This window comes from Psychrosphaera sp. 1_MG-2023 (genome assembly GCF_030548245.1).
Taxonomy (GTDB): domain Bacteria; phylum Pseudomonadota; class Gammaproteobacteria; order Enterobacterales; family Alteromonadaceae; genus Psychrosphaera; species Psychrosphaera algicola.
In genome coordinates this window covers 213,494-225,894 of record NZ_JAUORW010000006.1, presented here as the reverse complement: position 1 = coordinate 225,894, position 12,401 = coordinate 213,494, and the positions used below count along the sequence as shown (strand labels likewise).

9 protein-coding genes are annotated in these 12,401 nt (G+C 40.8%); 5 read left to right on the top strand and 4 right to left on the bottom strand.

Going from position 1 to position 12,401, the window contains the following annotated elements:
- Positions 1-64: 64 nt before the first annotated feature.
- On the bottom strand, positions 65-2,539 hold the full coding sequence (locus tag Q4575_RS07825; RefSeq protein WP_303522127.1) for a TonB-dependent receptor: 2,475 nt from the start codon (positions 2,537-2,539) through the stop codon (positions 65-67).
- A gap of 494 nt (positions 2,540-3,033) precedes the next feature.
- Positions 3,034-6,924 carry a phosphoribosylformylglycinamidine synthase gene (gene purL / locus Q4575_RS07820; protein WP_303522125.1) on the bottom strand — a complete coding sequence of 1,297 codons (3,891 nt, stop codon included), beginning with the start codon at positions 6,922-6,924 and terminating at the stop codon, positions 3,034-3,036.
- Between the two features lie 364 nt (positions 6,925-7,288).
- On the opposite strand from purL, the gene mltF reads away from it, so the two are divergent.
- Positions 7,289-8,746, top strand: coding sequence for a membrane-bound lytic murein transglycosylase MltF (gene mltF, locus Q4575_RS07815; RefSeq protein ID WP_215963537.1), 1,458 nt, complete (start codon positions 7,289-7,291; stop codon positions 8,744-8,746).
- A 117-nt stretch (positions 8,747-8,863) separates the two neighbouring features.
- A complete protein-coding gene (locus Q4575_RS07810; RefSeq protein ID WP_256448310.1) occupies positions 8,864-8,989 on the top strand; it encodes a hypothetical protein in 126 nt (41 codons plus the stop codon).
- Positions 8,990-9,016: 27 nt separating this feature from the next.
- Here the strand turns inward: Q4575_RS07810 and tadA are convergent, their stop codons facing one another.
- Complete coding sequence (gene tadA, locus Q4575_RS07805) at positions 9,017-9,547, bottom strand: tRNA adenosine(34) deaminase TadA (protein ID WP_215963536.1); 531 nt, start codon at positions 9,545-9,547, stop codon at positions 9,017-9,019.
- 179 nt (positions 9,548-9,726) lie between these two features.
- Here tadA and Q4575_RS07800 point away from each other — a divergent pair, with 179 nt between their 5' ends.
- From Q4575_RS07800 to Q4575_RS07790, 3 genes are read left to right on the top strand one after another with little or no spacing between them, the layout of a single operon-like run.
- Complete coding sequence (locus Q4575_RS07800) at positions 9,727-9,960, top strand: hypothetical protein (RefSeq protein WP_215963535.1); 234 nt, start codon at positions 9,727-9,729, stop codon at positions 9,958-9,960.
- Positions 9,961-9,984: 24 nt separating this feature from the next.
- The gene (locus tag Q4575_RS07795; protein WP_272180440.1) at positions 9,985-10,191 is read left to right on the top strand and encodes a hypothetical protein; all 207 of its coding nucleotides are present in this window, start codon (positions 9,985-9,987) and stop codon (positions 10,189-10,191) included.
- Positions 10,192-10,199: 8 nt separating this feature from the next.
- Positions 10,200-10,601, top strand: a complete 402-nt coding sequence (locus Q4575_RS07790; RefSeq protein WP_303522122.1) for a hypothetical protein — start codon at positions 10,200-10,202, stop codon at positions 10,599-10,601.
- A 127-nt stretch (positions 10,602-10,728) separates the two neighbouring features.
- Here Q4575_RS07790 and guaA read toward each other — a convergent pair whose 3' ends face one another.
- Positions 10,729-12,312 (bottom strand): glutamine-hydrolyzing GMP synthase, encoded by a 1,584-nt coding sequence (gene guaA, locus Q4575_RS07785; RefSeq protein ID WP_215963532.1) that lies wholly within the window; start codon positions 12,310-12,312, stop codon positions 10,729-10,731.
- Positions 12,313-12,401: the final 89 nt, after the last annotated feature.

Below are 12,401 nucleotides of genomic sequence, written 5' to 3'. Positions count from 1 at the left end.
CTTTAGGACAATAAAAAAGGCACCAAATGGTGCCTTTAACATATCGATTTAGATTAGTACTTGATTAGAAGCTTTCAAATTTATAATCGAATTTAACACCAACTGTTCGAGGTGTGCTGACAAAATAACCGAAGTTACGTTGTAAATCTGTACGGTTCGCAATATCCGCATCAAACTTTGCACTACCGATATCCGCTTGAGAACGACGAACAGAAGTTACCGCATATTCATCCAACAAATTATTGATGTACAAGGTAACTGACCAAGCTTCATCGGATAACGATGCAGAAAGATTTGCTAGACCATAACCATCAATTGTTTGGCCATCATTTTTTAAGCCGACGCGTGTAATCAATTCACTCTGGTAAGTATAACCAAAGTTAACATCCAACATTTTGTCATCCAAAATTTCGGTTGAATACTTCGCTCCTAACGCAAACTGATGTTCAGGTGCGCCAGGCAGTCGATCGCCTTTTTCACCGTCCTTCCATGCTTGACGGGCTGGGTCATCAACAACACCAAACAAATAAGGAGCATCTCCCGCTAATTTTGCTTTGGCTAACGAATAACTACCAAACAACGACAGCTCGTTAGACAACATTGCCCGTGCGGATAGTTCAAGACCTGAACTTTCTGCACCACCAGAGGCATTGGCAATTATTGGAATTTGACCATTTTGTGTAGCACCACCGATTTGGGCATCTTCCCACTTAATATAAAAAGCAGCACCATTCAGATGTAAACGATTGTTAAACAAGGTCGACTTCATCCCAATTTCATAGTTTACGGTTGTATCTGGTCGAAAATCTACTTCATGTGGTAATGCACACAACACTTGTCCAGGGTTTGCGATGTCTTCAGGAGTACAAGCTGCAACCCCATTTGAACCACCAATACGGAATCCTTCGCTTATAGTAGCGTATGTCAACAAGTCTGAATTGACTTGATAACTCACATTGACTTTAAACAACGTACCGTCATTTTTTGCATCTTGAAACTCACGATTGCCATCAAGGTCAATTGCGTCGCTCGCTGCGCCACCAAATACCGAGTTATATAGCGGTAAGTCATAAGATGACATGCTGTTTATTTCATATTGATAATGTCTAAAACCAAAAGTAGTGGTTAATGCGTCCGTGACTTGGTAACTTAATTCACCAAAAATGGCGGATTCCACTAATTCAACATCCCCAACAGAATAATACTCTAACGAATCAGGTCGAAGATTACCGTCAACGCCCCACTCATTTATCGCATATTCGTCAAAACCTGGTGTAAACTCTTCACTGGTGTTAAAAGAATCAAATTTGCTGTAATACCCACCAACAATCCACGAAAGGTCTGATTCACCCGTTGAAACTAAACGAACTTCCTGAACAAACGACTCATTCTCTGCATCTTCACGTGTATACGAGCTGAATGCTGGGAATTCTTCATAAGAATAAGCAAGACGTATCAACAAATCAGTTTGATCACGTTGTCCGAGGGATTCAAATGAAGATAAACTCGTTGCTGATGTTAACTCAGCAAATCCAAGATCGGCCGTTATTTCTAACGCTAATAAATCTGTGGTTTTATCCATTGGTTCTTCAACACGATATGCAGATTCATATTTACCTACAATATCTGTCAACGCATGATCTGGGGCAAGTGCATTATGATGAACAATAGAGCGCCCACCGACTTCCTGTTGCTGATAGGTATACGATAATACTGCATCGACCTTATCGGTTGGCATCCAACGTAACATAAACTTAGCCGTTGACGTATCGTCGTAGTTCGCATCAGCAGACTGTTTAATATTCGCGCTTACTTGACTGGCATCTGACCAATCTGGATCTGGTAATGAAATTCCGCTTTCTTTAACGAGATAATTGTAGTCAATGTAACCGGCATTTTTTTGTTGTTGAAATGCGGCTCTAAAACCTAATTCATCACTAATAAGTGGCATGTTAACAATAAAGCCAACTTCATGACCTGTGCCACCTTCATTAACTGAATTAACACCACCATAAACACGACCAGAGGTTTCATCTAATACGGGCTTGTTCGGAATATATCGAATTGCCCCACCAAGTGAGCCTGCACCGTATAATGTGCCTTGTGGACCAATTAATACTTCAACACGCTGTACATCGAGAATTTTTAGGTCAACCGTTAACGGGCTTTCACCGACATAAACCGCAACTGTGCCACCGTCAGCACCGGGACCTGATGAGTCGGTGTTCAAGCCACGTACAATAATTGGAGAACGACTACGGTTACCTTGGTCTTGTATCGTCAAACCCGGAACCCAACGCGCAACATCAGTTAATTCGCCAATATTTTGGTCTGCCATAATATCGCCATCTAATGCGGTAATATTTACAGGAATATCTTGAACGGAGGCTGCACGACGCGTAGCGGTTACTTGAATTACTTCGATGCCTTCATTGGCGCTTTCTTCTTCTGCTGCCACACTATGTGGCTGATATATTGCGGTGCTGAGCGCCGCAAAAACTACGCTATGTTTAAATAGTGTATTTTTAGTCTTTTTCATGCCTACTCCTGAAAGAGGGAAATATGTTTAATGTAGTAATTGTAGAACCCGGTTCTTTGCTCGAACCTTATTAGAATTATTATTTTGCTCATTCCTTGGCTGAGCTGGCTTTTACAACAACAAATTGGGCATTAATAAAACATCAAATTTATTTTTGTACAAAAACGGCAGATCCCTAACCTTCCTTTTTTCGCAAATACACTTTATCAAGCTGAACCTATTTTTAAAGTAAAAACTTTATTTTTTTATGGTAAGCACCTACAGACTGTAAAAATATCATTTAAAATAAGGGCTACACCAATAAAGTACAAAAGTAAGACAGTTAAAAGGCGGTCAATTTTACGCTTTCCTTTGTCTCAAAAATAAAACTCTTTGATTATTTATTTTCCGCTTTAACTGGTAAAACATAGCTTTTGCTTCTGGCAAGAATAAAAAAAGCCAGTTAATAAATAACTGGCTTTATGAGATTGATTCGACTTATCTGTAATCGAAATTTAACCGACCCACTTGCGTGCGTTACGGAACATACGCATCCAAGGGCTATCTTCAAGCCACTCGTCTGGATGCCAAGAATTTGTAACGGCACGGAATACACGCTCAGGATGCGGCATCATAATCGTGGTACGTCCGTCTGTCGTCGTTAGAGACGTAATCCCTTCTGGCGACCCATTTGGGTTAGCCGGGTAGGTTTCAGTGAACTCACCATTATTATCAACATAACGCATGGCAACCGTATTTGATGCAAGTGCTGCTTGAACAGCACTATCGGCTGTAAATTCTGCACGCCCTTCACCGTGTGATACCGCGATTGGCATACGTGAACCTGTCATACCTTGAAAAAATACAGAGTTAGACTCTTGGATTTCGACCAAACTAAAACGAGCTTCAAAGCGCTCAGACTTGTTTGTCACAAAACGAGGCCAGTGATCAGCACCTGGGATAAGTGAACGTAAGTTAGACATCATCTGACAACCATTACAGACACCTAAACTAAAGGTGTCTTCGCGGTGGAAGAAGGTCTTGAACATTTCACTTAGTTTGTCGTTGAACAATATTGATTTTGCCCAACCTTCACCAGCACCTAATACGTCTCCGTATGAGAACCCACCACATGCCACTAAACCTTTAAATGACTCTAGTGACAAGCGGCCTTCTTGTAAGTCGCTCATGTGAACGTCTATTGCGTCGAAACCAGCACGAGTAAAGGCAGCTGCCATTTCTACGTGTGAGTTAACCCCTTGCTCACGTAAGATAGCAACACGTGGTTTATCACCTTTAGCTATAAACGGGGCTGCAACGTCTTCATTTATGTCGAATGACAATTCAACATTTAGACCTTTGTCGTTTGCATCAAATTTAGCGTCATGTTCTTGTTTTGCACATTCTGGGTTGTCACGCATAGACTGCATGTGGAATGTAGTTTCTGCCCACACTGTACGATAATGCGTGCGGGTATTTTCAAGAACAACTTCGCCATTAAAGCTAAACGACAACTTGTCTTCACTATTTACTGAACCAATAACGTGCGCATTAGCCGCTAATCCATTGGCAGCAAACACTGACAATACGTTAGCTTCATCCGCTTTACCGACCTGGATAACTGCACCTAATTCTTCAGAATAAAGAATTGACGTCGCGTCTTCTCCGAGTCCATCTAAATTAACAACCGCACCGGCTTTACCAGCAAATGCCATTTCAGCAACAGATGTAAACAAACCACCGTCTGAACGGTCGTGATATGCCATCAATTGCTTAGATTTAACCAGGCTCTGGATTGAATTAAAGAAACCTTTTAACAGCTCAGGACTATCAACATCTGGCGCTACAGTGCCGAGTTTATTGTAAACTTGAGCCAGACAACTTGCCCCCATCCGGTTTTGCTTGCTTCCAAGATCAACCAATATGAGTGACGTTTCGCCTTTATCAGTGCGTAGTTCTGGAGTCACCGTATTACGAACATCTTCAACACGGGCGAATGCGGTGATCAACAACGACAGTGGCGAGGTAACTGATTTATCAGTCCCATCTTCTTCCTGCCATTTTGTTTTCATCGACATTGAATCTTTACCTACAGGTATAGTGATGTCTAATGCGGGACATAGCTCTTCACCAACGGCTTTAACTGCTTCGTATAAACCAGCGTCTTCACCCGGGTGTCCGGCTGCTGCCATCCAGTTCGCCGACATTTTAATCCGGTTTAAATTTCCGATATCTGTCGCCGCTATATTGGTAATAGACTCTGCGACCGCCATGCGAGCAGAGGCGCCGTAATTTAGCAATGCGATTGGGGTACGTTCGCCTAGTGACATCGCTTCACCAAAATAACTGTCTAGTGATGCTGTAGTGACGGCACAGTCAGCAACTGGAACCTGCCACGGGCCAACCATTTGGTCACGAGAAACCATACCAGTTACCGAACGGTCACCTATCGTCACAAGGAACGTTTTTTCAGCAATCGCCGGTAAACGCAGTAGACGTTCCGCCGCGTCTGCGATTTCAATTTTTGAAATGTCAAATTCGCTACCAGCAACGTGTTTAGCCGCTACATCTCGATGCATCTTAGGGGCTTTACCCAATAAGATGTCCAATGGCATATCAATCGGTTTGTTGTCAAAATGTTCGTCATTTAATGTTAGATGACGTTCTTCTGTTGCAACACCAACAACAGCATATTGCGCGCGCTCACGTTGACAAATATTTTCAAAAACGTCTAAATTTTCAGGAGCGACTGCTAAGACATAACGTTCTTGAGATTCGTTACACCAAATTTCCAGTGGCGACATTCCAGGTTCGTCATTAGGTACGTCGCGAAGTTCAAATACGCCACCACGTTCGCCATCGTTAACAAGCTCTGGGAATGCGTTTGATAAACCACCAGCACCTACATCGTGGATAAAGGCAATCGGATTTTCGTCGCCAAGCTGCCAACATTTGTCGATAACTTCCTGACAACGACGTTCCATTTCTGGATTTTCACGTTGTACTGACGCAAAGTCTAAATCTTCATTTGACTGACCAGACGCCATTGAAGATGCGGCACCACCGCCAAGACCGATATTCATTGCAGGTCCACCCAGCGCAATTAATTTAGCGCCAACCGGGATAATGCCTTTTTCGGTATGTTCACGACGAATGTTACCTAATCCGCCAGCAAGCATAATAGGCTTGTGGTAACCACGAACTTCTTCGCCATTAAAGCTATTTACTTTGTCTTCGTATGTACGGAAATACCCCAAAATATTCGGGCGACCAAATTCGTTATTAAATGCCGCACCACCTAATGGTCCTTCCACCATAATGTCGAGAGCTTCAACGATACGAGACGGCTTGCCGTAGTTAATTTCCCAAGGTTGTTCAAAACCTGGGATACGTAAGTTTGATACGGTAAATCCGTTAAGACCAGCTTTAGGTTTTGAACCACGACCAGTAGCACCTTCATCACGAATTTCACCACCCGAACCCGTCGCAGCACCAGGGAAAGGCGAAATAGCAGTTGGGTGATTATGAGTTTCGACTTTCATTAGAATGTCGATATTTTCATTATAAAACTTGTAAGAACCTGTCGTTGGCTCAGCAAAAAAACGTCCCGCAACAGAACCGTGCATTACCGCAGCATTATCTTTATAAGCAGAGGTTACAAATTCGCTATTATGCTCAAACGTATTTTTAATCATTTTGAATAATGATTTTGGCTGTGCAACGCCGTCGATTGTCCAATCGGCGTTAAAAATCTTATGACGACAATGCTCAGAGTTTGCCTGAGCAAACATATATAATTCGATGTCGTTTGGGTTGCGACCAAGTTGAATGAAGTTTTCAACTAAGTAGTCAATTTCGTCGTCGGCTAATGCCAAACCCATTGTTAAGTTAGCATTTGAAAGCGCTTCGCGTCCGCCTGCAATTACGTCAACTGACGTGAATGGTTTTGGTTGTTCGGCTACGAACAATTGTGATGCTTGGTTTAATTCGCTAAACACAACTTCTGTCATTCGGTCGTGTAATTCAGCGACTAAATCAGATTTTTGTGTTTCGTTAAGATCACCAACAACATAAAACGCAATTCCACGTTCGACACGTTTTACTTTGTCTAGCCCGCAGTTATTAGCAATGTTTGTTGCTTTAGTTGACCAAGGAGAAATTGTTCCTGGACGAGGTGTAATTAAGAACAACTCACCTTCAGGTTGATGTTGCGCAATTGACGGACCGTATTCTACAAGTGAATTAAGTTTACTTAATTCATCATCAAACAATTCTGCTGTGACATCCGCAAAATGCGTATATTCCGCATAAATGTCAGTAACGTTTAGATCTTTAGCAGCAAATGCGGCTAAATATTTTTTAACACGAAATTCGGATAAAGCTGGTGCACCACGAAGGATTAACATATGCCAATTCACCATTCATTTTGAAAGGAAAAAAATTAGGCGCGCATTATATACTCAAATAGCCCCAATATATAGATTGCGACGTCGTTTTCCTGCAACTTTTTCTATCTAGCGCATTACCAAAAAATAATTCCATCTAAGACACTGATATCAGATAACAAAATAAAGTCGATTTACATGAAGGTTTAACGTAAACGTCCGGTCAAACTTAACCTAGACACCCACAAAAAAATTAAACTTAAAATGCAACCAATTACTAGGATTTGTAGACTCTTCAACTAATTACCTCCAGCCAATGACTTTTTAATCCCTCTATGCCAGTTGTTTGATGACTAAATGAGGATCATTTGATATAAAGCCAGTGATGAAAAAAATACTGTCTCAACTCACAACACAAACAAAACAGGTCCCAAGTGGTCTGTTGCTTTTTATTGTTTGTTTTTTTATCACTGCTTGTGAGCCAAAACCGCCTGCCCCCAAGATTATTGAAATAGACAAAAAGCAGGTTATTAATGTCGGTATTTTATTTAATCCCACAAGTTACTATGTAGACGCCGACGGTACTGCTGGGTTTGAACATGATTTAGTTCATTCTTTTGCCGATTATTTAGGAGTCGAGGTTAACCTCATTCCTAGCTACCATATAGCAGAGTTACTGCCAAAGCTTGAAACTGGTCAAGTCGACCTTCTTGTCGGCGGATTTTCCCCTACAACTGAAATACTTGAACAATTTAGAACGTCACCGCCTTATTATCATGTCAGTCAAAAAGTTGTTTTTAAACAAGGTAGAGAGCGGCCCACAAATCTCTCTGAAGTCGATTTACCTATTGTTGTTTCTTCACAGTCGAGTCATTTAGATAATCTAAGAAAACAACAAACTGAAGAACTCGACTTTCAAATCCAAGTTGTCGATAACGTTGATTCAAACGAATTACTTGAAATGTTAATGGACGGCGAGATTGAGTTTACTGTCGCCGATTCACATAACCTCGCCTTAGTTAGACGATATTACCCAGATATTTCTGTGGCCTTTACATTAGCAAATGAACAACCTCTTACTTGGTTGTTACCCAAAAATCGTGACGACTCATTATTTGCAACCTTAATTGATTTTTTTGGCGACATGCACGAATCCGGTGAACTTATTGCGTTAGAAGAACGTTACTTTGGACATGTCGAGCACTTTAATTATGTCGATACTCGTTTATTCATGAATGCGGTTGGCAAAGTACTTCCAGATTACCAACACTGGTTTAAGGAATATGCCGGAGATTTAGATTGGCGTTTATTAGCAGCCCAAAGCTATCAAGAATCCCATTGGGATCCAAGAGCAAAATCCCCAACGGGAGTGCGAGGCATCATGATGCTTACACAACCAACGGCCAAGCAATTAGGTGTAAAAAGTAGACTAGATGCGGAATCAAATATTAAAGGCGGCGCCAAATATTTAAGTCAATTATTGAAGCGTATCCCAGCAAGAATATCTGAATTTGACCGACCTTGGTTTGCGCTCGCTGCGTACAACTTAGGTTGGGGACATGTTCAAGATGGACGAAAACTAACTAAAATATTGGGCGGTGATCCTGACAAGTGGGTTGATGTTAAAAAATACCTGCCACTGTTACGACAAAAAAGACATTACAAGACAACTCGTTATGGTTTTGCTCGAGGTGATGAAGCGGTGCAATATGTTGCCAATATCCGCCGATATTACGACACCTTAATTTGGATTGATGATAAAGCTGAACAACAAATTAAAATTGATACCTTGATGGACCAAGTCCACTCTGTAAGCACCGAAACAGAAACAAGCACTGATTAAAATTGAAACTGAAGCCCGCTAAACTAATCCTAGTTAGCATGATCTGTTACTGACGTTTTAAAAGGACAAAATATGTTTAGACGAAGAAGAAACATAAAATTAAAATTGAAAAGCCGTATGTTTAACAACACACGTAGACGCATAGCGAGAAAAACAATTTCAAATCGTTTGCTAAGTCGACGTCTTAAACAAACGACGATTCGAATGGGCGAATCCAACGCCGATCCAGAAGAAATAATCTAATTACGTTGTGCCTTTAACTAACACCGCTTAATCAATTTGGTCATCGTCAATGTTGACATCATCTTTCAAAGTTTTATTTTCTTTCGCGGCTTTAATCTCTACTCTCCGCTTTTTAAAAAAAGCGGATATTTGATGACTGCACTGCTGCTCAAGTAGACCAGAAGTAAAGTCGACTTTGTGGTTATTACTATCATGCTGCAACAAATTCATTACACTGCCCACGGCCCCTGTTTTATAATCCTGCGCACCATAAACAAGTCGTGCTATCCGGCTGTGAATAATAGCACCGGCACACATAGGACAAGGTTCTAATGTTACATATATCGTGCTACCAACTAAACGGTAGTTTGCAATGTTTTTTCCAGCATTTCTAATCGCTACAATTTCAGCGTGAGCAGTTGAGTCGTGCAAGGTAATCGGCTGATTCCAGCCCTCCCCTAAAACTTCATCTTCTTTTACAATTACGGCACCTACAGGTATCTCGCCTTGGGCTTCTGCTTTCTCAGCTAGCGCCATAGCGTATTGCATCCATTTGACATCAAGTTCCGAATCGGACATGTTTATTTTCTAACAACCTAATAAAAGTTAGCTAATTAGACTAATATTCAGCGATATTCACAACAGTTAATTCAACTTTAAATATATTAATTGTTTATTTTCAATGCGTTACCTTTTGGTACATATATTGATATATAACTTGTCGTAGAAATTCACAACTTTATTGAAGGAATAAAATAATGCCTATTTCAGTTTTAACTATTGTACTTGTTTCGGTTATTGGTGGTTTACTATATGCCGCATACGAGCAACACGTTAAGTTGCAAATTAGTAAGAATAACAATCAACAAGATTCAGAAACCCAGCAGCAAATGGCCGCGTTAAAAGAACGAATTGAAGTCCTTGAAAAAATTGTGACGGACGACAGCTACAACTTGAAAAAAGAAATAGATTCGCTTAGAAAAACAGGCTAGAGCAAACAAAATAAGGGGTCAAACATGACTTTTATATTCCTAATTATTGCAGGTTGGTTAATTTACTCGGTGAATAATTTAAAAGAAGCAAGTAAATTAGGTAATCAAGACAAACTTGAAATAGAAACCTTAAAAGTTCAGGTATCCGCGTTAAAAGAACGGGTCGAAGTTTTAGAGAAAATAGCGACTGATGATAACGCTGGTCTAAAGCGCGACATAGATTCACTTTAACCTATTCAATGGGAATTACTCTTCAATCTAAACTGATGTTATGTGTATTTTTTTGTGCTCTTTTATCGGCATGTACTCGCGGGCACCTTGAATACAAAGATAAAAACGGTGTGTTAAAAGAAGCCTGCCACACCGAGTACACCTGGTTACCTAGCGTCGATAAATATGCCGTGGAATACGTACTTGTCTATTGTGCCCAAAAAGCTCAAGAGAAAGGCTACACAGTGCTTAATCAAAAGTTACTTAATGTCGACATTAGGGTTCCAAGCCCAGGAAGGGATCGAAAATGGACCCATAATTATGCCAAGAGTGAACATGCCTCTGGAAATTTGTCAGACCGCCAATACGGCTATATTATTGCTTTTATCGATTTAGAACTTAATAGCTCGGACTATAGCTCGGACAAATGAGCCCTCTGTTCAAATGAGTCGTAATGCCTAAAACGTAAACCTATGTTTAGCTTTAATGTATAACGTCCACGATCAAAAAAGCGCCTAAAAGGCGCTTTCTTATTTCACTTAGCTAACGGATAGAGCGTTATTCCCACTCAATCGTTGCCGGTGGCTTACCACTGATGTCATAAACAACACGTGAAATACCATCAATTTCGTTAATGATGCGGTTAGATACCTTACCAAGGAAGTCATATGGTAAATGTGCCCAATGTGCCGTCATAAAGTCGATAGTTTCTACAGCTCGTAAGCTCACAACCCAATCGTATTTACGGCCATCTCCCATTACACCAACTGAACGAACTGGCAAGAACACGGTAAACGCCTGACTCACTTTATTGTACAAATCAGCTGAGTGTAACTCTTCAATGAAAATTGCGTCAGCACGACGTAATAAGTCGGCATATTCTTTTTTCACTTCGCCTAAAATACGAACACCTAAGCCCGGTCCAGGGAATGGATGACGATAAAGCATGTCGTAAGGTAAGCCGAGTTCAAGACCAATTTTACGTACTTCATCTTTAAATAGTTCGCGAAGTGGTTCAACTAAACCTAACTCCATATCCTCTGGTAAACCGCCCACATTGTGGTGAGACTTAATAACATGTGCTTTACCTGTTGCAGAAGCTGCTGATTCGATCACGTCAGGGTAAATAGTGCCCTGGGCTAACCATTTCGCATTTTTAAGTTTGCCTGCTTCTTCGTCAAAAATTTCGACAAATACATTACCGATGATCTTACGTTTTTTCTCAGGATCATTTTCATTTGATAAACGCTCCAAGAAACGGTCTTCAGCTTGAACATGAATTATGTTCAATCCAAAATGATCACCAAACATGTCAATAACTTGCTGACCTTCATTTAAACGAAGTAAACCATTATCAACAAATACACAGGTCAATTTGTCACCGATTGCGCGGTGCAATAACATGGCAACAACAGATGAATCGACACCACCTGATAAACCTAAAACAACTTCGTCGTCGCCAACTTGTTCTTTCATTTTTGCAATGGCGTCTTCAATAATTGTCGCCGACGTCCATAACTTGTCACATTCACAAATGGTGCAAACAAAGTTTTCCAACAAACGAAGACCCTGTTTTGTATGCGTCACTTCAGGGTGGAATTGAACACCATAAAAACGTTTTTCTTCGTTAGCCATTACAGCAAACGGGCAAGATTCTGTTTTTGCAACTGTTGTAAAGTCGGCAGGAATTGCATTAACTTTGTCGCCATGACTCATCCAAACGTCTAACAATGCATTGCCATTTGATGTAATCGCATCTTCAATATTTTTAAGAAGTGCAGATTCACTAACAACTTCAACCTGCGCATAACCAAACTCACGTTCGTCAGAAACTTCGACAGAACCACCAAGTTGTTCAGACATAGTTTGCATGCCGTAGCAAATACCTAATACAGGTACCCCTGCATTAAATACATATTCTGGTGCACGTGGCGAATTATGCTCGGTTACTGATTCAGGTCCGCCCGCTAAGATGATCCCATTGGGATTAAAACCTTTGATCTGTTCTTCAGTAACGTCCCAAGCCCATAGCTCACAATAAACGCCAATTTCACGAATGCGTCGAGCGATAAGTTGAGTGTACTGTGAACCAAAATCTAAAATGAGAATTCGATGCTGGTGAATGTCTTGATTAACTGACATGTTTTAGCCTTCTTAAATAATTGTGGATATTGTCTGTTTTTTCAAACTGACTGAAAAAAGGAAGCCGAAGATAACTTCGGCTTGCCAAA

Excerpts from the sequence above, each read along its gene's own strand:
- Q4575_RS07825 (WP_303522127.1), bottom strand. The coding sequence starts at position 2,539 with ATGAAAAAGACTAAAAATACACTATTTAAACATAGCGTAGTTTTTGCG.
- purL (WP_303522125.1), bottom strand. The coding sequence starts at position 6,924 with ATGTTAATCCTTCGTGGTGCACCAGCTTTATCCGAATTTCGTGTTAAA.
- mltF (WP_215963537.1), top strand. The coding sequence starts at position 7,289 with ATGAAAAAAATACTGTCTCAACTCACAACACAAACAAAACAGGTCCCA.
- Q4575_RS07810 (WP_256448310.1), top strand. The coding sequence starts at position 8,864 with ATGTTTAACAACACACGTAGACGCATAGCGAGAAAAACAATTTCAAAT.
- tadA (WP_215963536.1), bottom strand. The coding sequence starts at position 9,547 with ATGTCCGATTCGGAACTTGATGTCAAATGGATGCAATACGCTATGGCG.
- Q4575_RS07800 (WP_215963535.1), top strand. The coding sequence starts at position 9,727 with ATGCCTATTTCAGTTTTAACTATTGTACTTGTTTCGGTTATTGGTGGT.
- Q4575_RS07795 (WP_272180440.1), top strand. The coding sequence starts at position 9,985 with ATGACTTTTATATTCCTAATTATTGCAGGTTGGTTAATTTACTCGGTG.
- Q4575_RS07790 (WP_303522122.1), top strand. The coding sequence starts at position 10,200 with ATGGGAATTACTCTTCAATCTAAACTGATGTTATGTGTATTTTTTTGT.
- guaA (WP_215963532.1), bottom strand. The coding sequence starts at position 12,312 with ATGTCAGTTAATCAAGACATTCACCAGCATCGAATTCTCATTTTAGAT.